This window comes from Parabacteroides timonensis (assembly GCF_900128505.1).
Classification (GTDB): domain Bacteria; phylum Bacteroidota; class Bacteroidia; order Bacteroidales; family Tannerellaceae; genus Parabacteroides; species Parabacteroides timonensis.
In genome coordinates this window covers 1,357,334-1,382,211 of record NZ_LT669940.1, presented here as the reverse complement: position 1 = coordinate 1,382,211, position 24,878 = coordinate 1,357,334, and the positions used below count along the sequence as shown (strand labels likewise).

The window sequence follows — 24,878 nt, the reverse complement described above, 5'->3', positions numbered from 1 at the left end:
AATAAGATGCACAACCATGTATCGCTATACTAGTGTGCAGGAGCAAAAGTAGAGAGAAGCATCCGGTTATGCAAACAAAAGTGAAACATTTTTATACATCCATTGAAAACAAGGAAGCGATGGTATAATCATTGCTTTGGCCAAACAATAGAATAAACAGGTGTATTTATCAGAAAAAGTAAACCGATAATATTTATTATATATATTTTGAAAAAACAACTATCATACTATCACGATTCTACTTTATACCATAATAATCAATATTTACAGAAGTGATGGTTACTGTTTTTAACTATCACTCATCTATCACCAACTATCACTTGACTTATCCAGAAAAACAATACATGCCTGTCTTTTTACACAAAGTATACTACTAATTATCAGAGATATAGTTATAAATACCGCTTGACACCCGGGTCACAACCACCCTGATACCCGGGTGTTAGCATCGTCAACATGGGGGTGTAAAACAGGTTGAAATGGGGGTTTTGGAAACAATTAGTAAGTATTTTATTAAAAAAAACCTACCTATTCAGTGGAAATATATAAGGGGAAGATGAATATACAGATGGAAAGAATCTCCTTTTAACGATGTTTTTGAGAGGTAAAAACGCTGTCAATAAGTTAATATACAGTTAAAACAAGGCATTTTGTGATAGTTAGTGATAGATGAGTGATAGTTGAAAACAGCTACCATCACTATCACAATACTTGATTATTATAGCGCAAAACAAATTCGTGATAGTATGATAGTTAATTTACCGAAACAATATAGTAAGCAGGCTTATATCCATAAAAAAAGCATCCCTTGCGGAATGCTTTTTTATATGCATTTAAATATTTGATAAATATCTAACTTATTGTGCTTGTGCAGGTTCTTCTGCCGGAGCTTCTTCCGGTGCAGTAGCCGGTTGTTGAGCAGTACCGAAGTTAGGAGCTACCGTGTTCGGATCGATTGTTACTGCTTCGTTTACCTGTTTTTTGATTTCAGATTGAGTGGTTGTTGTTGCTCTGGGAATGAATGCAGTAATAACGATACTGCAAACGATAACGAAACCTGCCAGGCCCCAAGTTGCTTTTTCCAGGAAATCTGTGGTCTTACGTACACCCATAATTTGGTTAGAAGAAGAGAATCCTGAAGCCAGACCTCCACCTTTTGAGTTCTGAATCAGTACTATCAGAATCAATAGTAATGACGCAATCAGGATCAAAATAGAAATAAATACGTACATTTTAGTTTTATTTTTTAGTGTTAATAATCAATTTTTCCAAAAATCTTATTTGGTCTGCAAAGTAAGCATTTTTTTCTGGATAATTCAAATATAAGTTTTTAATAATTTGCAACGCTTTCTCATACCGTTTCTGTTTAACATAAATATGTGCTAAAGTCTCGGTAAAATAAGAATCATCATCCAGAGAGCGAGCCTGTTCCTCCTCTTCCGGTTTCAGGGCGGAAGATTGCCCTTCTTCACCCGGTTCGAGGTTGATACCAAAACCACTTCCTGGTGCCCGCTGTTCATCATTTTTAATAAATGAATCGATCAGATCGTGATGCTGTAATTTAACAGACGATTCTTCCTCCTCTTGCGTTTCGGAATCTTTTGTCAAAGACCAGTAAATATAATCCGATGATACGGATGGTTGGAATAGTAATGTCGGCTCTGAAGCTTGTTGCTCTCCTTCACCCTCACGGTCGGCAAGAAAGGCTTCAATCAGAGAAAAGGCGTCGGCCGTTTCTGCTTCTTCGCCCGACGCAGTTTTAAGATGCATGCCGTAACGTTCCCCTTCAATTAATGTAAACAATTTTTTCCTGTCCGGTATATAGACAGCCATTTTCCTTAGTTCGGCAGCAAAACGCATATCATTCAATACAGCCAGATTCTTCAGATAAAGCATCCGTGCTATATGAAAATAAGGATATTCGTCCACTATCTGCTTCAGTTGAGGAAGTGTCTCCTTTGTCAGCAGAGAGGGATTTTCTATCAGTTGATATAAATCTGCCGCTTTCATAATCTACCAGTTTGCTACTGTCGCATTATAAATCTGATCTACAATTTCTTCTATAATGAGCGGTACATATTCAGGTTCTACATCCTGCAGCATTCGTGTCGCATCAAATTCCTGATAAGCAGAGAAAGTCTGCTCGAAATCTTCATCAGGATTTGTCCGGTTTGAATAACGCACACGTACCGTAATGGTCAATTTGGTTTGTGAAGACCAGGCATCCTCCTTGACAGCCATCGGTGTCAGTTGATAACCGGTGATCTCACCCTCGAGCTCCAGGTCGCCGTTATCATTGACCAGCTGAAGACGTGTTTGACGAATGTATATATCCTTCAGTGCCTCGGTAAACTCCTGCGAAAGCTGCGGATAAACCAAGGGTGCCTGGTTGGGAAAATCTTTTATCGTGATGGTTTTCACCTTCGTATAGTCGATAGAAGCTCCATTGAACTTGTACGAAATGGAACAGGCTGTCAGCACCAATCCTATCGACAGGCAAAGCCAGATCACATTTTTCTTAAACATATTATTCCAAATTATATTCTTTAATCTTTCTGTAAAGTGTACGTTCCGAAATTTTCAGATCAGCAGCAGCATTCTTACGGCGGCCGTTATGCTTTTCCAGTGCTTTACGGATCATTTCTTTTTCCACTTCTTCCAGTGACAAGGTTTCTTCCTCTTCTACTTCTTCCACTTCCTGGATAGAAGAAGAATGAACCGGATGGATAGGATGTGCATAGGTTGTATCTTCTGCAACAGGCATCTGCATCTTTCCTCCCATAATATCGTGAACCAGCTTTTTCAGATCGTTTACGTCTTTCTTCATATCGAAAAGAACCTGATAAAGGATCTCACGTTCACTATTGAAAAACTTCTGATCGTTATCCTGCTGCTTAACCAATACCGGATATTTTTCCACATTCAGATCAGGAAGATACAAACGTAAAACATCTGCCGTTATATCACGGTTCTCTTCAATCACAGAAATGCGCTCTGTTATATTCTTCAGTTCGCGGACGTTACCCGGCCAGCGGTACGAAGTAAGCAACTGACGTGCTTCATCATCCAAACGGATGGGTGGCATACGATATTTCTCTGCACAATCACCCGCAAATTTACGAAACAAAAGAATTATATCTTCCGGACGTTCTCGTAAAGGGGGAATCTGAATAGGAACAGTATTCAAACGATAATACAGGTCCTCACGGAATTTCCCATCGGCAACAGCCTGTATCAGATTTACATTCGTAGCAGCTACAATCCGCACATTTGTCTTCAACACTTTGGAAGAACCGACCTTAATAAACTCTCCTGTTTCAAGCACACGCAACAAACGGGCTTGTGTTGGGATAGGTAATTCCCCTACTTCATCCAGAAAGATCGTACCACCGTCGGCCACTTCAAAATATCCTTTCCGGTCTGCCAATGCTCCTGTAAAAGAACCTTTCTCATGTCCGAACAATTCCGAGTCAATTGTTCCTTCAGGAATAGCACCGCAGTTTACGGCTATATATTGTCCATGTTTACGCGGACTGTTCTGATGTATAATCTGTGGAAATGTCTCCTTACCGACACCACTCTCACCGGTAATCAGGACAGATAAATCTGTCGGGGCCACCTGAAGAGCCACATCGATAGCCCTGTTTAGGCCCGGGCTATTTCCTATAATTCCAAAACGTTGCTTTATTTGCTGGACGTCTAGCTTAATCATCATATCTATTGAATATCTGTAATTATTTCAGTTTGTCTGCCAAAATTACAAATCTTAATTCAAATTCCAGCTATCCGAAGTAGATTCTATCTGCGGTTTCTCATTTTTTAGCACCATAAGTCTTGTTGAACAAGAACTCAGCAAGTGCCGTATCATCGGTAAATTTCTTTATTTCTTCCGGAGAGATAGGTTCACCGACATATACATCGACAGTTTTTCCTCTTTTATTAAAAGCTTCTGCCGGAATACGCAAAGTACGAATCTTCCAACTTATGCTTCCCAGCCAATAAAAGAAACGGGAATTAAGAAAGTCGAAATAGACAGGATAAACAGGCACGTTCGCTTTTTTTATCAACCGGATCACACTATGCGTCCAGGGTAAATCGTGGATCGCTTTATCCTGCTTATTATAAAAAGAGATAGCTCCTGCAGGGAAAAAGCCCATAGGATGACCTTCTTTAAGTCGCTGTAAGGAATAACGGACACCATTGATATTTGCCGGATTCGGCCCGTTACCTGTCGAGTCCGGCATGACCGATACAAAATTATCCTGCATGGCTCCGATCTTAGTCAGGACACCGTTTACCATCACTTTAAAATCAGGACGACGGGACGCCATTATATCGATCAACATAATGCCGTCTACCGATCCGATCGGATGGTTGGAGATTGTGATAAATGCACCTTCTGGTAAATGATCCAGTATTTCCGCATTATGCAGGTTATACTTGATATCGATCAGCGGATCACTCAGAAGCGCAGATGTAAATGCAGAACCGCGCAGATGACAATTATTGGCATGTACCCTGTTTACTTTATCAACACTTAACCCTTTAATCAATAATTTGCCCAGGAAGGTGCCTATACGGCTTTTGAAGAACGGGGCAGCTTCCTGCAAATCATTAATGTCTACTACGCTCTTTTTCATACTTTGTATTTATTCTATAAACGATGCACACATCTTTTCATGTTTATGCATAGCCAATAGCAAGACTATGTTCAACACGATTATTTCATACAGGAAATAAATCCAGACTTCACCTATCAACACCACAATGAACATAACAATTGTACGTCCGTTAAATGTCAGTAGATCTATATAACGCATCAATTCACGACTTTGTTTACGGAAAGCCACCCGCACGTTTTCCGGAATATCATCCCCGTACTTGGCATGCAGGCTATGCAGCATACGCTGCAAAGCAGGAGTCGCCTTTACCTGAAGTAAAGTATATCCCCTGTAAAGGAAATAAAATGTTTTGTTGATTCCCATCTTCATCTCTTTGTGCCGGGCTATAACCTGCTCCAATGACTGAAACTCGGCACCCTTATCCTTGCTGATAAAATAAAGATGAAGCGTTTTATAGTAGTCGGTAATATTTGCTTGTACCAAATGGGAAAGTCCGGATAAGACAGCTAAGGCAAAGAACCAGTGTGTTCCGTAATCGTGTGATAAACGTAAAGCGAACCCAACATAGATAGATGCAAACCAGATATCACCGGCAAACCCGTCCAGTATTCGTCCGATAGCCGATTTTATACCTGTCAGGCGAGCCAACTGACCGTCTACACAATCCAGGATATTGGCAAAAATCAATAATAATATACCACAAATATTATAGACCAGATTATCATGATAAAACATAAAACCAACGGCCGCCCCAACAAATATAGAAATTACCGTTACCATATTCGGGGTAATTCCTGTGCCACGCAACATACGAGCTATACGGAAACCTATCGGACGGTAGAATGCCCGATCGACAACATTTTCTGTTTCTATCGATTTCAGCGATGCTTCGTATTCCTTATCCAAATTACTCATCTATCTATTATTTATACGAATAACCGCCGTCTACAACGACCACTTCGCCATTAAAATAACTATTTTCAATTAACATCTTATATACTTCGGCTAGCTCTTCCGGATCACAAAAACGACCGAGAGAAACCTTATTTTCTATATTCCGACGTATCTCTGCCGGTTTGGTTTTCTGCCATTCCGTATCTACAAATCCGGGAGCCACTGCATTCACACGCAACTCATAAGGCGTAAGAAACTTAACCAGATTTTTCACAAGGGCATGTACGGCACTTTTTGTTACACCGTAAGCCAAAGACACCGAATGAGGTTGAATTCCCATAAGAGAGCCGGTAAATACGACACTCCCTCCCTTATTTATGCGTCCGACAATGCGTTGCAGAAAGAATACAGGAAAATGTACATTGGCAAAAAATACCCGTTCCCAATCCTCCAGTGACAAATTTTCAAAAGAGTCACGACAGGTAAGACCGGCATTAAAGACCACTGCATCAAGCTGCAAATCTCTTTCCTGCAAATAAGTATATATTTTTTCTATGGAATCTTTGTCTGTTACATCAGCCTGCAATACAAACACTTTTATTTGTAATTGCTGCTGCAATTCCTCTCTGGTATGTTCTGCAGTATTCGGATCGGAAGCATAAGTAAGCACAAGGTTATACCCGGCTTTACCTAAACAGAAAGCCACCGCTTTACCTATACCTTTCGTACCACCGGTAATTAAAGCATATTTTTCCATGAGTCTTTTTTATTCCTCCCCTTTGCCTTTTACAGTTGCAGGTTTAGCATGTCGTTGATATTTCAGATTTTCCTCATAAGAGTCATGGATCGTTTTCTTCAGGTTAGAAGAAGACACTCCTGTTCCGTAAGGGAAATAAAAGACCTGCACACCCAAATCTTTCAGATAATCATATTTACCGAACCAGTCGTCACCCACAACAAATGCATCGATATTCAGTTTTTTTACTATCTCCGTATGATCCAAAGTATGTTGCGGTATCACAATATCAGGCGTTTTCAATGCTTCAATGATCTGAAGACGTTCATTAAAAGGAATAATAGGATTTGCCTTATAAGAAGAGACCAGTTCATCCGTACTTACACCTACAATAAGAATATCAGCCAGACTACGGGCATAATTGATCATCCGCAGGTGATTATAGTGGAACATATCAAACGTTCCGGAGGTATATACGATCGTTTTATCTTTAAACATAATTCATGTTGCAATTTGAAACCACAAACTTACGTAAACTTTTCCTATCAAAAAAAGTTTGAAGTCAAAAAGCGTAAATTATTGAGGGCATACATCCGTATCATCGTCCTCCTTGGTAAGATCCAGCTTTTCATTGTCGCCTCCTTTATCAAAATATTGTTTACGAAGCGGATTGGCTGTTGCTTCACGATAGATCAACCGATTCTGATAAATATCCAGAGCGGCATACAAAGCCTGGCGGAAAGACTCTTCCGAAGCTAAATTCTGTCCTGCGATATCATAAGCAGTACCGTGTGCCGGAGAAGTACGTACCACAGACAAACCGGCCGTATAATTAACTCCGTCGTCCATCGCCAGAGTCTTGAATGGAGCCAGTCCCTGATCGTGATACATAGCCAGGACACCGTCAAATTTATCATACATCTGCGAACCGAAGAATCCATCGGCGGCATAAGGTCCGAAAGACATTACACCTCTTTTCTCTGCCTCTTGCATTGCCGGAATAATGATCGTTTCCTCTTCTTTTCCCAGCAGGCCGTCGTCTCCGGCATGAGGATTTAAAGATAATACGGCAATACGTGGCTTTACGATTCCGAAATCCTGCTTGAGCGATTGATTGAATATACGCAATTTCGACATAATATCCTCCACTGTTATCCTGGATGGAACTTCCGACAGAGGAATATGTCCGGTCACCAAAGCAACCCGCAAACTATCCTTCATCAGGATCATCAGGGCTTTCCGGCCTACTCCGCCAAAACGTTCTTCCAAATATTCCGTATGACCCGGAAAATGGAACTGGTCATTTTGTATATTATGCTTGTTGATCGGGGCTGTCAGTAAAACATCGACAGCACCACGTTTCAGATCTGCGACTGCGGCTTCCAGCGACAAAAAAGCAGCTTCACCGGCAATAGTTGTCGACTGTGACAACTCGACCTTTGTCTCGTCATCCACACAGTTAATAATATTAACGCGGTTAACACCGGCATCCTCTGCCTGAGAGATAATATTCATATTCACAGGGGGCAACTCCAATGCTTTCCGGTGATAGGCGGCAATCTTTGACGAACCGTATATGATCGGAGTACAAAGTTCTGCTACCCTGGCATCTGAGAATGTTTTCAATATCACCTCATATCCGATGCCATTTATATCTCCGTGGGTAATGCCCACCTTTATCAATCGTTCTTCCATGTACTATGTTTGTTTATTTCTTATTTTCAGGAATATCCAGCTTTTCATCTACGGACTTGTTAAATTCACCCGGCAGACGAAGGGTATACAATGCAGCCTCTATACGACGAATGAAATTACGTTTATCCGTCTCCGGGGCAAAAACAAAACCTTCGGCCACAACGACCCGGTTGTTTTTTTCATCCAGGCGGACATGGCTGACAAACGGGCCACCCATCATATCACCGACCATTTTCCATAAACCACGTAACACGCCACAATACTGTCCATTCACTGTTATCGGCGTGTAACTTACATCGGCACGTGTTTCGGTTGCCATATAAGATTCAGGAAAAGCTCCCGGCAAATTTTTTTTCAGAACAGAATCGCGTTTAGCGATCAGATATTCGGCCGTAAAGGTGTTCGGATCCGTATAAGGGAATGTATATACGATTAAATCCGTACGCCCGGTATTCGCGTTATTAGATGCCCAAAAGAAATCAGTCGTATCGCGATAATAAGTCATATTGGCAGGAGCATTCAGCATCAGGTCATGGTTATTTTTAAGGTTTTCCATAACAACCGCACTATAATCTTTCTGCAACTGATCCATGGCACGATTCATTTCCGTCTTCACGAAGAAATCCACCAACGCCTTCGGATGTGCATCCATATATTCGATGATAGCTTCCGGAGAGGGAGCATTCAATGTTACAACGACCTGCCCTTTGGCCCAACGGTCATTTTCATAACTTACGGAAGCTTTCGTATAAATAGCAGGATCGATATTTACGATCAGAATATTACGAACATAAGTCAATAACCCATCGAATTGAGAAGGATCCACATAAGTTATTTTTAATGCGGGTTCAGATTGAGGAAGTCCCGGGACATCGGAGGTCAGCTCTTTTTTAATAGCCGTTCCCGAAGGGCCATCCCAATTTGCTTTTTTCATTACAACAACGACTTCATAAGCAAGTCCTGTAGCCCGTTTTCCAACCGGCCCAGAGCTACATGATCCCAGCAATACCAGAAACATGAATAAGCTAATCAGTAAAGAAATCTTTTTCATACCCATTCGTTTTATTACACAAATATAATTCTTTTCTTTTAAATGACTTGTCATCTATCCCTTTTGTTGTTTTTTAGCGGTGGACAACATTCCGCAAGCAGCAAATATATCTTCCCCCCTGGAAGCCCGAATCGTACAGATTATTCCGGCATTATTCAATATATCGCGAAAAGCTTCCATCTTTGCCAAATCCGAACTCTCCAACGGGACATCGGGTATAGCATGAAAACGGATCAGGTTTACCCGGCAATCCAAGGTATCTAATAAACAAATCAATGCTTTAGCATGTTGCGGACTATCGTTTAAATTTTTAAAAACAATATATTCGAATGACACCCGGCGCTGGTGTGAGAAATCATATCCCTTTAGTAATTCGATGATGCTTTGTGCCGGATAAGCTTTTTCCACAGGCATTAACGACAATCGCTCTTCATGATAAGGAGAATGCAGGCTTACGGCCAGATGACAGTCGCTCTCCTCCAGGAACCGTTTCAATCCTTTGGCAACGCCGATTGTCGAAACAGTTATCCTTTTAGGACTCCAGGCATATCCATATGAAGCAGTCAGGATCTCAAGAACTTTAAAAAGTTCGTCCACATTATCCAACGGCTCTCCCATTCCCATAAAGACCAGATTCGTCAAACTGTCGGATTCCGGTAGAGATTGTATCTGATTCAGTATCTGATTCGCTGTAAGATTCATTGTAAAACCCTGTTTTCCCGTCATACAGAACAGACAATTCATCTTACATCCGACCTGGGAAGAGACACACAAGGTTGCACGATCGTCTGTTGGGATATAAACAGCCTCGACAAAGTTACCGGTACCGGCAGCAAACAAATATTTTATCGTTCCGTCTACCGACTTCATACAATCTACAGGCGAAACGGCACCTACTTCAAAAGACTCTTCCAGCTGTGTCCGTTTGGCAGCCGCAATATTAGTCATTTCAGCGATAGAGGTTACTTTCTTCTTATATAGCCAGTCAGCCATCTGTTTAGCTGCGTAACCGGGTAATCCGGCCTCAGCAGCCACCTCTTTCAGTTCGTTCAGCGTCATGCCCAACAATCGTCTTTTCTCTTGCATTGTTTTATTTATATAACGATTAATCCGGCACAAAGATAAAAAAAGCTGCCGGACTTTTCTGAATAAGTCCGGCAGCTTTCTATTAAAGGTATAGTTATTACCTTTTGTTATCTTTATTTCAAATTAGAAGAAACGTACGCGGTTATCTTCTACTTCAGCTTTGTTCACCAGTGACTGGATAGCCTGGAATCCGAAACGATAAGCGTTAGAAGCATCTAATGTGCGGATTTCTTCAGCTTCATTGAACTCTTTAGCATCTTTGTTTCTGTCATATACTTTGAATACATATACGCCATTGTTTCCAACTACAGGTTCGCTCAACTGACCGACTTCTGCAATAGAAACCATTGCATTCATTTTCGGTTCTACACCAATACCGGCAATACGGCGTGTTCCAAAGTTGATAAACTTAACAGAGTCAACTCTTGAACCCATTGCATCTGCATAAGCATCAACAGATGTCAGATTTTTAGCTTTCAGATCGGCTGCGATCTTTTCACCCTTCTTCTGAGCAGCTATCTCAGCTCTCAAAGCCGGAGTAACAGAAGCAACTGAACGGTAACCTTCTTTTAAAGTACCTTCAACACCTGCAATAACAAACTTATCGTCACATTCGAATATCTCAGAGATTTTACCTTTATCGTTCTGGAAAGCCCAACGGATTACCGGACGAGAATTTTTAATACTTCCCAAAGTCTGATTGTCAGCTGTTACAGTTACACCAGAGATCAGGTTATAACCAGCTTCTTTAGCTGCTTCATCCAACTTAGCCAGGTCGCTGTTCTTTGAAATGAACTGATTCAACTCATTATAAATGTTGCTATAAGTTTTAGAGCTAGGAGATACAGTCATATCGATATCAGCCACCTTATACTTATTCACATTATTAGTTTTTTCAGTAACCTTTACCAAGTGAGTTCCGTATAAAGATTTTACCTTTACTACATTATTTACCGGAGTTGAGAATACGGCATTTTTGAAATCGTCGTTTACACCTCTCAGTGCAGTGATTTCTGTAAACCATCCCAGTTCACCACCATTTTCAGCAGCCTGGTCAGCAGAGAATTGTTTTGCCAGTTCAGCAAAGTCACCACCATTTTTCAATACGTTCATCAAGCTATCAGCCAAAACAGTTGTACGAGCTTCGTCACCCGTGTTAGCCAACATGATATGACTTACTTTTACTGAGTCAGGAGCCACTGTCTTGTCAACCAGCTTAAACATTCTGTATTTGTCATTATCGAATACCGGGCCGTAAACAGCACCTACTTCAGCAGTAGTTGCGAACTGCTTCATTTCCGGATCAAAAGCATTTTCAGTGAAGAAAGCATCCATATAAGGAACTTCCGAATTTTCATTTACAATATCAGCAACCTTTTCTGAAGTTTTAAATTCTTCTTTCAAAGACTCGATATCTGCACTAGCCTTGTCATAATCTTCCTGGCTCGGACGAATATCAACAGCGATGTATTTAATAACTTTACCTTCTTTTTGTTTGTAAAGTTCTTTGCGCTGATTGTACAGCTTTTCAATTTCGCTCTTGCTAACATCAACTGTTGAATCAGGAATACTTGCATACGACTGCATAGCATATACGATGTCAGAGTTTTCTGAAACATCATTGAAAGCCTCTTTTGCATCCAGAACGTTTGCAGAAACAGCCTTGCTCAACAAAGTAGTATATTTTTGTTCCAGACGCTGACGTTTGATGTTCTTTTCCCAGAACAGCCAGAAATTACGTGCCTGGATCAACTGTGCCTGCTGGTCTGCAGGATAGTTTGCGATGTTATCGTCATCGATAGTTTTCAGGAAGTTCAACAAAGCAGTTTTGTCGAATTGTCCGGTCTGCGGATTAACAAACATCTGCATCTGTTGGATCATCGGTGAAATGTTTTCACCCTGAACCATATCAAACAGTTCTTCCGGGCTAACCTGCATTCCTAATTTATCAGTTGCTTCATCCAATACAACTTCCTGTACCATCGCATCGAATACTGACTGACGGATCTGATTCATATATTCCTCAGGAAGACTGCTCTGACCAGACTGCATTTTATACATCTCGGTCATTTCGTCAATACGTCCCTGATAATCTTGAATTTTAATTACTTCCCCGTCAACCTTAGCAACTCTCTCCTGAGATTGTCTGAAATAAGTAGAACCGGAGTTCAAAAAGTCTCCAATGATAAAAGCGAACAGCGCCAAACCCACAACGAGTACGAGCAGTCCTGCTTTGCTTCTGATTTTTTCCAGCGTAGCCATTTATCGTTATTTATTTTTAAAGTTTATATTTTACAGTTTAAGGGCACGAAGATACGAAAAAAAGGATTTGTTACATCTTTTATTCTGTTTTTTTTCATTAACCACCTACTTTCATTCGTACAAGTTCTATTTTTGTAGCTGTAACTTTTATTATTTTGAATGTATACTTATCAATTACGATTGATTCATTCAATTTAGGAAATTTTTGATAGAAATGTAAAATATACCCGGCAATCGTCACATAGTCGTCCGACTCCGGAAGCTCCAGGTTGAACTTCTCATTTAACGAGTCGATCTCCATACGACCGGATATAAGATACTCGTCATCCGCCACCTTGCGGGCAACGTACGACTTCATGTCGTGTTCATCTTCAATCTCTCCGAATATCTCTTCCACAAGGTCTTCCAAAGTCACAATTCCGGATGTACCACCAAACTCGTCTACTACGACAGCCAAGCTTTTCTTTTCCTGCATTAATATTTTCATCAGTTTATTCGCAGCCATCGTTTCCGGCACAATGGAAATATCTTTTATATTCTGTGTCCAATCTTCCGGGTTCTTAAACAATTCCGAAGAATGGATATAACCTATAATATCGTCTATATTTTCGTTATATATCAATATCTTCGACAAACCCGTCTCAATAAATTTAGAACGGAGTTCCTCTATATCGACAGTCGTATCGCAAGCAACGATCTCTGTTCTAGGAACGATACAATCGCGTAACCGCACATTTGAGAAGTCCAGGGCATTCTGAAATATCTTCACTTCCGTATCCATATCCGAATTGGACGGGGCATCATCGATACTTTGTTGTATGAAAAAGTCCAGATCCACTTTTCCCAGCGTACGGGCCGTAGAACCTGACACATCCTTTACCCCCACCAGCTTTAAGATCAGATATGAAACAAGGGCGGAAAACTTGGAGATAGGATATAAGATAATATATATAATGAATAGAGGAACCGAAAACAGGTTCAGTGAAAAGTTGGGATTCAGCTTAAAAACCGTTTTCGGAATAAACTCTCCTGTAAATAAAATCAAAAGGGTTGAAATGATCGATTGTACGAATACGATCAGAGCTTCATTGTCTACGAACCTTGCAATGAATGGCTCCAATATAATTGCCATCTGCAAACCATACACAACCAATGCAATATTATTGCCGACCAGCATCGTAGAAATAAACTGGTTCGGATTCCGGTAAAAGATATCCAGTATCTTCCCGGCTAGAGTTTTATTCTTTTTATCCAGTTCGTGCCGCAGCTTGTTCGAGGAGATAAATGCGATCTCCATCCCTGAAAAAAAAGCTGAGAAAGCTAATGATATTAATATGTACGTCAATGCATTCACACTAATCTTTTTTTATTGAATCGGCCTTTGCCACATCCACAACCGTCGAATCGGAAGCTGTATTCACTCTCGACGAGTCACGAGGCGTTTCGTTTACAGGGAAAGTCCCTTGCGAATTAAATATCTTATACTTCGTCATATTTTGATTAGACTCAAAACCAATACCTGTAATAACCTTCTCTCCTTCCTGCAACTCAAAATATTCATCCGTATGAATTTTATCTTCCTTCTGGTCGATAAACAGTATTGAAGTATCTAATCTCTTTCCTTCCAGGCTTAATATGCTCACATGACCAATCAGTTTATATAATCCTTTCTTGTCCCAATAGTAAGCAGTATCAGCCTTTACACTAGCTTCTACATTAAATAAAGAATCAAATTTTTCCACATAAACACCTTGAGGAAAATAAGAATGAGGCTCCTGAGCCTTACCAAATACCAACCACTCCTTCGCTTTCAGCCGATAACGAGTAATCCCCGAGTCGGAGATCAAGCTGGTGGCATCAGTGGTTCTCATAGTATAAGTATTTTCCGGATCGAATGTAACTTCGACCACTTCTTTATTTTCTTTCCCACAAGACGCCATAAATAAAAGAAGCATAACAACCACCACGAAGGTAGTTGTTATGCTATATTTTCCCGTTTTACAAAGAAAACGCGTTTCAGTCATAATTATCTGATTGTTGTGCGTTCTCCGATCCAACCACCAACAGTGAATTGTTTACCCTTTTCCAGATCCGGGTGCATAAATACTTCTTCTGTAGAAGGCAGGTGAGCACGATAGGTACCAATTAATTTGTTTGCTTCATCTATACAACTTTCATCAACTTGTTTTGCTTTTTCAAACTTGTCGATAGCAGCATTGTAAGCAGCTCTTGCCAATACACCGTCATTCGGGTATACGGTCTTTACTGTTGCAGCATACATTTGTCCGATCAGGATATAAGGCTGTCCGTAGCTTGAATTGGTAGAAGCGGCCTTCAAAGCATATTCTCTTGCTTTAGAATAGCTCTTCTGGTCATAATTAAGCAAAGCGATCATATAATAGTCTTCAGCTTTTGAAGAAGGATCTGTTTCCATATTGGCAGCTTCTTCGAAATACTTGATAGCTTTATCATAATCTTTGTTTTTTACAGCCTGTTTTGCAATACCGATAGCAGCATCAGCACTCGGTTCGAGTTGATAAGCATAACCGGCAGCAGCAAAGAATGCATCGATTTCCTGACAACGAACACGTCTCAGTAAAGTTACAATCTCTTTCAAAGCAGCCAAATCATTTTTGCTTTCTTCCACTTTAGGAGCGTAAAGATTTTGCAGTGTTTCGCAATCGGCAGCACCACTATTAGCAAACGCACCGTTTACACTTGTTTTAAATGTAGTCAGGTTGTTTACTTCTTTTTCGTTGTTAGCAGCTTGTGCAGCCTGCAACTGAGCATCCAAAATTTTTGAAGCTTTCAGATAATCTTCTACATACTGACCTTTGTGATTAGGGTCGTCTGCCATCATCTGATAAGATGCGAACATATATAAAGAAACACCTAATGCTTCAGTTTTGTCACCAAATTCATTGATAATTTCACCTAACCAATTGTAGAGTTTCTTATAATCGGCTTTGTCACCCATCTGCTGGATATAATCCTGTGCTTTACGAGAAATGATCCAATCTTTTCCGTAACGTCTGTCGTCACCGAAATATTTCACACGTTTGTCGTATACGGCCATCAGGTCGTCAACCAAAGCAGCTTTCTTAGCTGGATCCTTTTCATTAGCGATCTTCCACGCCATAATCTTCACACCATGCAAATAAATATCCTTTGTTGCAGCAGGACATTCATCGTACACAATTTTCCAAAAATCATAAGCGTCCTTAAAATTTCCTGCTTTCGCATAAGGAACGAACAAGCTGATATTGGTAATACAACGGATACTGTCTTCACCAGAACCGAACTGTGTACCATTATCTACTCCTTTCTGTGCATGAGCGCCAAATGCTCCTAAGGAACATGCAGCGGCAATCAATAATACCTTTATTTTCATATCTGTTTTTAATTTAAGTTAGCAATTTAAATTATTCAACTTTTTTCTTCCAGAACCACATTTCGTTAAATGTGTAGTTAACAGTAAAACGGAAATACTGTTCGTCAATCATGTTCACACCTCCAGGCTTAATCTTTGTGTATTCAAAAGACACATTTATCAGAGAACGGTTATCAATCAACGGCAATCCCATACCAACGCTTACTCCATACTCATTATACCCGTTACCTTTATAGGCAGGATCTTCATTTTCATTATTTATCATCAGATAAGAATTGCTGTAATGGGCACCTGCACGATATCTTACCCGGCTGAAAAAATTACGATTCTGAGCATTCGGTATAAACTCACCACCGGCAGCTACACGTACACGATTCTTAAAGTTATTATCCGAACTGTAGAAATGAGCCTTACCCCATGTTTCGTACAATACATCCGCAGCCAATGTCAATTTATCCTTTTTTACGTAAGAGGCACCAAAACCGAATGAATTCGGAATATCATAAGCCTGGTTTTTCAGCGTATCGGAACTGATAACCTCCGAAGCTCCATTATCGGTATACTTTACAGACGTATTGGTATACGTTGAATGCAACCGTTTTTTCGGTGAAAATGTCAAACCCAGAGTTACCTCTTCAGTTTTACTGATCGGGTGTGTATACTGCACTCCGAAATCCATTTTCAAATCCCGCACTTCCAGATTCTGACTCCGATTCGCATTGTATGTATTACCTGTACCTACAATAGAATACTGTTCGTGCTTAATATTGCCAAAAAAGTATCCGAAATTTGCTCCTACTGAAAGACGCTTCTTCCATATATCTATAGACAATCCTACATACAAATCGTTTAATCCGCCGGAACCATTATATGTTTCCACATAATTCAGATTGGCCTCATTCGTTCTTTGTGCACCGAAACTATACCCTACATACGAATAAGGTAAAAGCCCGACACTCATGGCTAAACGTTTATGTATTGGAAACTGCAAAGCGATATACTCTACATTTCCATTCACATTATTTTGCTTATTGATTCCGTCATCGAACCATGAAAGTTGTCCAGAAGCTCCAAAATCAAACAGAAATGTCAACGAATCCATACAGCTATAAGACGCCGGGTTCATTGGGTTTATCTGTTTCGGCGATCTCAGTCCGACACCAACGCCCCCCATTGCCCGTCCGGCTCCGAATGAACGATCAGCTAATTCACCATACCCAAACCGGGTATAGGGCGAGTTAGTGTTATTTTGTGCCGCTAGCGACAACTGCGTAAATATAAGAATGCTTGCTATTAGTAGCTTATTAATCTTCAACATTATACTCTAAGATTCTGTTTAATCCTGTCAACACTAAATTAATGTCTGCAAAGATGGAGTTTTTTAGCCGTCTTTCAAAATAAAACGAATGACCGCCTGTTAAAAAAACCAAAAGGTTAGGATATTTTATCCGTAACATCTCGATGTATCCATCCATCTCGTAAACAATACCATTTACTACTCCTGCCTGAATAGCACTCTCAGTACTGGTGCCCATAAGGGGGATCTCCTCCTGTTCCGTCACCAAAGGTAGTTTTTTTGTATAAAAGTTCAAAGCTCTGAAACGGGTAGTCATTCCCGGAGAGATATTCCCCCCAAGAAAAGTGCCTGAAGCTTCAATCAATTCATAAGTAATTGCTGTGCCAGCGTCGATGACCAGCAGGTCTTTTCCCGGTTCCAGGTAATTAGCCCCGACAGCCGCAGCCAACCGGTCTTTCCCCAATGTTTCGGGCGTTTCATATTGAACCGTAATAGGCAACCTTACTGTTTCATCCAGAAAGATAAAGCGCTGAAGTTTTCCCCGGAGGTAATCGTTCAGCTCTTCATTTTTGCCTATAACAGTCGACAATATTCCATGTTTAAAATCGTATTTCCCAAAGAGAGACTCCAATTCATCAACATCGAATTTCTTGTACACAAAGGAGGCTTCCATATGCCATCCGTTGTATACCGCAACTTTTGAAGAGGTGTTTCCTTGTTCTATAATTAAATTCACGTGACTGAAATTTTCCGCAAAGAAAAACAAAATTGACGAAATAACATGCATAACCGGAGGATAACCTGCTAAATTTCTTTGAGAGTCCGCCTTTTTCAATAAAGATAAACTAAAAAAAAGAGTACAATCCCGAAAATACTCTACCCGATCAAAACCCGAACTTCCCACATCCTATCCCGACCAGCCGGTGAAGAAATATATCCTACCTCGTGGAGAAATATTCGTTCGACAAAGGTCGGACAGCTGTCTGACACTTGTGGGACAGCTGTTCGAGCCGAGTCAGACAGTTGTTCGACACAGGTCGAACAAAGAAAACATCCGCACCCGGGCAGATTTTCATTCCAAACAGTCCGCTTCGTGCTTACGATGGCTCTTTTAATATCTACAGGAGATGGGAAAACAAAGCCTGCCGCTCGCTTGTTCTATTTACAAAACTAATAAAATAAAAAGTATGGGAATTATAGGTTCGATTATTATCGGTATCCTGGCTGGTTTCCTGGCCGGGAAGATATTAAAAGGGAGTGGATTCGGGTTGATAGTAAACCTGATAGTAGGTATTATAGGCGGTGTATTAGGCGGATGGATATTCGGCCTGCTCGGACTCAGTGTAAACGGAGTGATCGGCAGTCTGGTCATGTCTACAATCGGTGCAATCGTTTTATTATGGATCGTTTCGCTATTCAAAAGATCTTAGATAGGCAGAAAAAAGATAATTGGCGGAGATTTCGTACAGCATATAATATAACCTGTAATGAAATAACCGTCAATTGACCGTTACCAATTGTCAATTAAAAAAATAGCTCTACCTTTGTACGGTAAAACAAATATCGTATGAAAAAAAGTTTGCTTCTGCTTTTCCTGTTCCTTTTGCTGATCCCGGCAAAAGCACAAAACAGATTAAGTGATGAAGCGCAGATCAGCATATTGACGGCAGCTCCATCCAATGATGAAGTATATACTTTATATGGACATACAGCCATACGGGTTATAGATACTTTGCATAAGCTAGATGTTGTATTCAACTATGGTATTTTCGACTTCTCAAAACCCAACTTCGTCTATCGTTTCACGAAAGGGGAAACAGATTACAAGCTGGCTGCATACAATTTCTCACATTATATAATAGAATATCAGATGCGGGGAAGCGAAGTAACCGAGCAGGTTCTGAACCTCACCCCGGAAGAGATCGATAAAATATGGAATGCGCTGATCACCAACGCACAGCCTGAGAATGCCGTTTACCGGTACAATTTCTTTTTCGATAACTGCGCCACTCGGCCGGTTGCAATCGTAGAAGAACAGGTTAATGGGGAAGTCAAATATAACGATCCTCCCAAGCCGCAGACATTCCGCGACCTTATTAATTATTGTACGCGTAGCAATCCATGGCTTACTTTCGGATGCGACCTGGCACTCGGAAGCCCGACAGACCGGGTAGCCACTCCACACGAAATGATGTTCTTGCCTGTATATCTGAAAGACGAATTCGAAAAGGCAACGATCGTCAACCCCGACGGGAGCGAAAGGAAGCTCGTAAAATCAACTACACGCATTACAGAAGAGGTGACAGACGGTGATCAGGGGAATAAAGAGTGGTTCACTCCTATGTTTTGCAGCATACTTATTTTCCTGCTGGTACTGTTTACAACCTATATCGAATGGAAGAAAAAAACATATTTCCGCTTGGTGGATTGTACCCTCTTTCTCCTTGCAGGTGTGGCAGGTACGGTGTTGTTTTTCCTCTGCTTTATATCGACTCATCCCTGCATCTGGCCTAACTGGTCGATCGTATGGTTGCAACCATTCGACCTGGTTGCTGTTATTTTGTTTGCAGTAAAAAAGTTCAGAAAGGCTGCATATTATTATCATTTTATTAACTTTGCGGCGCTTACGCTATTGTTGGCGGGTTGGTATTTCATCCCACAGCATTTAAATATAGCCTTTATTCCGCTTGTCGCCACCCTTTGGCTACGTTCCGGATTCGGTATATACAGAGGGCGGATGCACAATTGAAGATATGGACAATCGAATGAGAAAAATAATAACGTCGCTTATCGCGATCCTGGTAGTCACTAACCTGGAGGCACAACAACGTACCCCCAAGCTGGTGGTTTGCATTACCGTCGATCAACTGAGGGGCGATTATGTAGAATATTTTTACAACACATTCGGCGAACGTGGTTTCAAACGGTTGATGAACGAAGGTCTGGTATACAACAATATCAAATTCGAATTCTCCAATATCGACCAGGCGAGCGCTTTTGCCACCCTATTCACCGGAAGTAACCCTTGCTTTAGCGGTATCAGCGGAGGCAAATACTACGATTTCGATAAGGACAAAGAAGTTTCCATCCTTTACGATGCCGATTATCTGGGAAACTATACCCGCGAGAATTACTCTCCTAAAAAGATGTTCAGCTCCACGATCGGGGACGAACTGAAAATAGCCTCCAAAGGCAGAAGCGATGTCTACTCCATTGCCCCGGACGCAGAAAGTGCAATCCTTTCGGCCGGCCATGCAGCAAACGGTGCTTTCTGGATGGACGATCTGAACGGGAAATGGGCAACGACTACTTATTATAAAGGTATTCCCTGGTATGTAGACCGTTACAACAACGGAACAGAATCGTTATCGGCACGTCTGGATAAGATGATCTGGACTCCGGCCCTCCCTATGGAAAAGTATAATGCTTTCCCTTACGTGCTCGACGAAATTCCTTTTAAATATACCTTTAATGAAAAGACGCAAGACTGTTTCCCGAAGCTGAAAACAACGCCTTTCATTAATAAAGAGATAAACAGGTTAGCCTTGCAGTTCCTTGAATATGGTGCGTTCGGTACGCGAAGTTGTCCGGACATGCTGTCAGTCACCTACTATGCCGGTAACTATAAAGGAACGATGAGTAAGGACTATACCCGTGAAATACAGGACACTTACTATCAACTGGATAAAGACCTGGAACAGTTGCTCGACGCCATCGATAAAAAGATAGGCCTGGCCAATACACTGGTCGTATTTACAGGTTCCGGTTATTATACAAGTGAAGAGGAATATGCCGACGGTTTGCTTATCAATGGCGGTGAGTTCCATCCGAAACGTTGCGTAGCCTTGTTGAACATGTATCTGATGGCCATGTACGGACAGCAAAGTAGTTGGGTGAAAGGGTTCTACAACAACCAAATATATCTGAACCGCAAAGCCATTGAAGATGCTAAACTCGACTTGTCGACCATACAGGATAAGGCGGCCGAATTCTTGATGGAGTTCAGTGGTGTACAGCATGTTACCACCGACAATGCCCTGCGTACCGGCGAATGGAACGAAGGGACTGCCAAGTTCCGTCAGGGAACCCACCACCTGAAACGCGGCGACCTGATCATCGAATTGCAGCCTGGCTGGATCATCAACAACGACAATCCGAAAGAAAAAGTTAAAATAATTCGTAATAACGCAGTAATTACCCCATTGGTATTTATGGGTAACGGTCTCAAACCGGAACATATATACCGTGAAGTGAAAGCCACAGAGGTAGCCCCTACGGTAACCCATGTGCTGAGGATACGGCCACCGAATGCATCCCAGAGTCTGCCTCTTTGGGAGTTGACAACCAAGAAATGACAGATTTTAGTTTGGCATGGAATTTGATAGAACTATATCATTCCGGTGATCAACGAAACCCGATCGTCAACAAATAAACACTTTACGAAATAAAATAAATTAATATACATCATGGGATTTAATGAATTTATGACGAAGCTGTTCGGCAACAAGTCGCAGCGAGACCTTAAAGAAATTACTCCATACGTGGATAAGATCAAGGCCGTATATCCGTCAATCAAAGCTCTCTCGAACGACGAACTGAGAGCAAAAACAGATGAAATCAAACAACGTATTCAGGATTATGTAGCTGCCGAACGTGCTCAGGTTGAAGAGCTTCGCAAAGGCATCGACGATAAAGAACTGGAAGAACGTGAAGCTATCTGGGCCGAAGTAGATAAAATTGAAAAGGCTATTACCGATAAGATGGAAGATGTTCTGGAAGAATCGCTGCCGGAAGTATTCTCTATCATGAAAGAAACAGCCCGTCGCTTTACTGAAAATGAAGAAGTTGTCGTTACGGCGACAGACTTCGACCGCGACCTGGCAACCAAATATGATTTCGTACGCATCGAAGACGATAAAGCAATCTTCCTGAATCACTGGAAAGCCGGTGGTAACGAAATTACCTGGGACATGGTTCACTACGACGTTCAGTTGTTCGGTGGTGTCGTTCTTCACAAAGGTAAGATCGCAGAAATGGCAACCGGTGAAGGTAAAACATTGGTGGCAACCCTCCCGGTATTCCTGAACGCTTTGACCCGTAACGGTGTACACGTAGTAACCGTGAACGACTACCTGTCAAAACGTGACTCGGAATGGATGGGACCGCTTTATATGTTCCACGGACTTTCCGTAGACTGTATCGACAAACACCAGCCCAACTCCGACGCCCGTCGCGCCGCTTACAACGCAGATATCACCTTCGGTACAAACAACGAATTCGGTTTCGACTACCTGCGTGACAATATGGCGATCAGCCCGAACGACCTGGTACAACGCAAACACAACTACGCCATCGTCGATGAGGTCGACTCCGTATTGATCGATGATGCCCGTACTCCGTTGATCATTTCCGGTCCGATCCCCCGTGGCGAAGAACAGTTGTTCGAACAGTTCCGTCCGAATGTGGAAGTGGTTGTTAACGCACAGAAGGACCTGTGTTCAAAATTGCTGATCGAAGCCAAGAAAAAGATGGCCAGCAGCGATCCGAAAGAAGTAGAAGAAGGATCTATCCAATTATATCGTTCATTCAAGGGATATCCGCGTAACAAAGCGTTAATCAAATTCCTGAGCGAACAGGGTGTAAAAGCCCAGATGTTAAAGACTGAAGAATACTTCATGTCTGAAAACATGCGTCACATGCATGAAGCAACTGACGAACTGTATTTCGTGATCGACGAAAAGAACAACAGCGTTGAGCTGTCGGATAAAGGTATCGACCTGTTGACCGGCCGTTCTGACGACCCTACTTTCTTCGTATTGCCGGATATCACTTCCGAACTGTCACAGCTGGAAAACTTCCAGGGCACAGAAGAAGAAAAGCAGGCTAAGAAAGATGAAATCCTTGCTAACTACTCTGTAAAAAGCGAACGCGTACATACTATCAACCAGCTGTTGAAAGCCTACACATTGTTTGAAAAAGACGATGAATACGTAGTGATGGACAACAAGGTTATGATCGTCGACGAACAGACCGGACGTATCATGGACGGCCGTCGTTATTCAGACGGTTTGCACCAGGCTATCGAAGCCAAGGAAGGTGTAAAGGTGGAAGCTGCCACACAGACATTCGCAACTATCACTCTCCAGAACTATTTCCGTATGTATCACAAGCTGTCGGGTATGACCGGTACAGCCGAAACGGAAGCAGGCGAGTTCTGGGACATCTATAAACTGGATGTAGTGGTGATCCCGACAAACCGGCCGATCGCCCGTAACGATATGAACGACCGTATCTACAAGACCAAGCGTGAAAAATACGCTGCCGTGATCGAAGAGATCAGTGCATTGGTAGAAGCGGGACGTCCGGTACTGGTCGGTACGACCTCCGTTGAAATATCGGAATTACTGAGCCGTATGCTTACCCTGCGTAAGATCAAACATAATGTATTGAATGCGAAGTTGCACCAGAAAGAAGCCGAGATCGTTGCATTGGCAGGTCAGAGCGGAACCGTTACTATCGCAACCAACATGGCCGGTCGTGGTACCGACATCAAGCTGTCGGCAGAAGTTAAAGCCGCAGGCGGTTTGGCTATCATCGGTACGGAACGTCACGAGAGCCGTCGTGTAGACCGCCAGTTGCGTGGTCGTGCAGGACGTCAGGGTGACCCGGGTTCTTCTGTATTCTATGTATCACTGGAAGATAACCTGATGCGTCTGTTCGCTTCCGACAAGATTGCCGGGCTGATGGACAAACTGGGCTTCAAGGAAGGTGAAGTATTGGAACACAATATGCTGAGCAAATCAGTAGAGCGTGCACAGAAGAAGGTAGAAGAAAACAACTTCGGTATCCGTAAACGTTTGCTGGAATACGATGACGTAATGAACTCACAACGTAACGTGATCTACACCCGCCGCCGTCACGCCCTGATGGGAGAACGTATCGGTCTGGACGTATTGAACACGATCTACGATACTTCCAATGCAATCGCCGAACAACATTCGGACGGTCTGGATTATGAAGGATTCAAACTGGAATTGTTCAAGACATTCGCTATCGAAAGTCCGTTCACCGAAGAGGAATTCAAGAGCATGAAAGCTAACCAGTTGGCTGACAAACTGTTCGAGACGGCTTTACAGACATTCAAACGCCGCATGGAACGTATGACCCAGGTAGCCAATCCGGTTATCAAACAGGTCTACGAACACCAGGGTGGAATGTACGAAAACATCCTGATCCCGGTAACAGACGGAAAACGCATGTACAACGTTTCATGCAACCTGAAAGAAGCATACGAAACGGAAAGTAAAGCGATCACGAAATCATTCCAGAAATCGATCGTTCTGCATACCATCGATGAAGCATGGAAAGAACACCTGCGCGAAATGGACGAACTGCGTCATTCCGTTCAGAATGCAAGCTACGAAAACAAAGATCCATTGTTGATCTACAAGCTGGAATCATACAACCTGTTCAAGATGATGGTCGACACGATGAACCGTAAGACCGCCTCTATCCTGATGCGTGGTCAGATCCCTGTTCGCGAAGAACCGACTGAAGAACAGAAACAGGCTATGGCTCAACAACAGGCTGCCGCAGCTGCTGCCGCCGCCGAACGTCAGCGTATCGAAGTACGACAGGCCGGTCCGGAAGAACGTCAGGACATGAGCCGTTATCGTACTGAAAAGACAGATATCAGCGGAAACAATGATCCGGAAGAACGCGCCCCGCAACAACCCAAACAAGAACCGGTTCGTGCCGAAAAACGAGTAGGCCGTAACGATCTTTGTCCCTGCGGAAGCGGTAAGAAGTACAAAAACTGTCATGGACAAGGTTTATAACACCTG

21 protein-coding genes are annotated in these 24,878 nt (G+C 42.0%); 4 read left to right on the top strand and 17 right to left on the bottom strand.

Annotated elements, in window-relative coordinates; genetic code table 11:
• Window positions 1-857: 857 nt before the first annotated feature.
• The 17 genes from secG to BQ7394_RS05980 form a co-directional block, all read right to left on the bottom strand.
• Window positions 858-1,232 (bottom strand): preprotein translocase subunit SecG, encoded by a 375-nt coding sequence (gene secG / locus BQ7394_RS06060; RefSeq protein WP_075556545.1) that lies wholly within the window; start codon window positions 1,230-1,232, stop codon window positions 858-860.
• A gap of 7 nt (window positions 1,233-1,239) precedes the next feature.
• The gene (locus BQ7394_RS06055) at window positions 1,240-2,010 is read right to left on the bottom strand and encodes a hypothetical protein (protein WP_075556544.1); all 771 of its coding nucleotides are present in this window, start codon (window positions 2,008-2,010) and stop codon (window positions 1,240-1,242) included.
• A gap of 3 nt (window positions 2,011-2,013) precedes the next feature.
• On the bottom strand, window positions 2,014-2,526 hold the full coding sequence (locus BQ7394_RS06050; protein ID WP_075556543.1) for an LptE family protein: 513 nt from the start codon (window positions 2,524-2,526) through the stop codon (window positions 2,014-2,016).
• Between the two features lies 1 nt (window position 2,527).
• Entirely contained in the window at window positions 2,528-3,712 is a 1,185-nt protein-coding gene (locus BQ7394_RS06045) for a sigma-54 interaction domain-containing protein (protein ID WP_075556885.1), read from the bottom strand.
• A gap of 100 nt (window positions 3,713-3,812) precedes the next feature.
• Entirely contained in the window at window positions 3,813-4,640 is an 828-nt protein-coding gene (locus BQ7394_RS06040; protein ID WP_075556542.1) for a lysophospholipid acyltransferase family protein, read from the bottom strand.
• Between the two features lie 9 nt (window positions 4,641-4,649).
• Window positions 4,650-5,537 (bottom strand): CDP-alcohol phosphatidyltransferase family protein, encoded by an 888-nt coding sequence (locus BQ7394_RS06035; protein ID WP_075556541.1) that lies wholly within the window; start codon window positions 5,535-5,537, stop codon window positions 4,650-4,652.
• Window positions 5,538-5,544: 7 nt separating this feature from the next.
• A complete protein-coding gene (locus tag BQ7394_RS06030) occupies window positions 5,545-6,273 on the bottom strand; it encodes an SDR family NAD(P)-dependent oxidoreductase (protein ID WP_075556540.1) in 729 nt (242 codons plus the stop codon).
• A 9-nt stretch (window positions 6,274-6,282) separates the two neighbouring features.
• Window positions 6,283-6,750, bottom strand: coding sequence for an FAD synthase family protein (locus tag BQ7394_RS06025; RefSeq protein WP_007658908.1), 468 nt, complete (start codon window positions 6,748-6,750; stop codon window positions 6,283-6,285).
• A 78-nt stretch (window positions 6,751-6,828) separates the two neighbouring features.
• Window positions 6,829-7,947, bottom strand: coding sequence for a 4-hydroxythreonine-4-phosphate dehydrogenase PdxA (gene pdxA / locus BQ7394_RS06020; protein ID WP_075556539.1), 1,119 nt, complete (start codon window positions 7,945-7,947; stop codon window positions 6,829-6,831).
• A 13-nt stretch (window positions 7,948-7,960) separates the two neighbouring features.
• A complete protein-coding gene (locus tag BQ7394_RS06015; RefSeq protein WP_075556884.1) occupies window positions 7,961-8,998 on the bottom strand; it encodes a DUF4837 family protein in 1,038 nt (345 codons plus the stop codon).
• Between the two features lie 54 nt (window positions 8,999-9,052).
• Complete coding sequence (gene rlmN, locus BQ7394_RS06010) at window positions 9,053-10,084, bottom strand: dual-specificity RNA methyltransferase RlmN (protein ID WP_075556538.1); 1,032 nt, start codon at window positions 10,082-10,084, stop codon at window positions 9,053-9,055.
• Between the two features lie 123 nt (window positions 10,085-10,207).
• The gene (locus BQ7394_RS06005) at window positions 10,208-12,346 is read right to left on the bottom strand and encodes a peptidylprolyl isomerase (RefSeq protein WP_075556537.1); all 2,139 of its coding nucleotides are present in this window, start codon (window positions 12,344-12,346) and stop codon (window positions 10,208-10,210) included.
• Between the two features lie 97 nt (window positions 12,347-12,443).
• Complete coding sequence (locus BQ7394_RS06000) at window positions 12,444-13,700, bottom strand: hemolysin family protein (RefSeq protein ID WP_075556536.1); 1,257 nt, start codon at window positions 13,698-13,700, stop codon at window positions 12,444-12,446.
• 1 nt (window position 13,701) lies between these two features.
• Window positions 13,702-14,370: an LPS export ABC transporter periplasmic protein LptC gene (lptC, locus tag BQ7394_RS05995; protein WP_075556535.1), complete on the bottom strand. Its 669-nt coding sequence runs from the start codon at window positions 14,368-14,370 to the stop codon at window positions 13,702-13,704.
• Between the two features lie 2 nt (window positions 14,371-14,372).
• Complete coding sequence (locus BQ7394_RS05990) at window positions 14,373-15,737, bottom strand: tetratricopeptide repeat protein (RefSeq protein ID WP_075556534.1); 1,365 nt, start codon at window positions 15,735-15,737, stop codon at window positions 14,373-14,375.
• A 31-nt stretch (window positions 15,738-15,768) separates the two neighbouring features.
• Window positions 15,769-17,055: a BamG family beta-barrel-assembly machinery protein gene (locus BQ7394_RS05985; protein WP_075556533.1), complete on the bottom strand. Its 1,287-nt coding sequence runs from the start codon at window positions 17,053-17,055 to the stop codon at window positions 15,769-15,771.
• The gene (locus tag BQ7394_RS05980; RefSeq protein ID WP_075556532.1) at window positions 17,042-17,821 is read right to left on the bottom strand and encodes a type III pantothenate kinase; all 780 of its coding nucleotides are present in this window, start codon (window positions 17,819-17,821) and stop codon (window positions 17,042-17,044) included. The genes BQ7394_RS05985 and BQ7394_RS05980 overlap by 14 nt, the downstream gene beginning before the upstream one ends.
• Before the next feature lie 400 nt (window positions 17,822-18,221).
• Here BQ7394_RS05980 and BQ7394_RS05975 point away from each other — a divergent pair, with 400 nt between their 5' ends.
• From BQ7394_RS05975 to secA, 4 genes are all read left to right on the top strand, one after another.
• Complete coding sequence (locus BQ7394_RS05975; RefSeq protein WP_075556531.1) at window positions 18,222-18,464, top strand: GlsB/YeaQ/YmgE family stress response membrane protein; 243 nt, start codon at window positions 18,222-18,224, stop codon at window positions 18,462-18,464.
• Between the two features lie 137 nt (window positions 18,465-18,601).
• Complete coding sequence (locus BQ7394_RS05970) at window positions 18,602-19,783, top strand: lipoprotein N-acyltransferase Lnb domain-containing protein (RefSeq protein WP_075556530.1); 1,182 nt, start codon at window positions 18,602-18,604, stop codon at window positions 19,781-19,783.
• 16 nt (window positions 19,784-19,799) lie between these two features.
• Entirely contained in the window at window positions 19,800-21,389 is a 1,590-nt protein-coding gene (locus BQ7394_RS05965; RefSeq protein WP_082211670.1) for an alkaline phosphatase family protein, read from the top strand.
• A gap of 111 nt (window positions 21,390-21,500) precedes the next feature.
• Window positions 21,501-24,872, top strand: a complete 3,372-nt coding sequence (gene secA / locus BQ7394_RS05960) for a preprotein translocase subunit SecA (protein ID WP_075556528.1) — start codon at window positions 21,501-21,503, stop codon at window positions 24,870-24,872.
• Window positions 24,873-24,878: the final 6 nt, after the last annotated feature.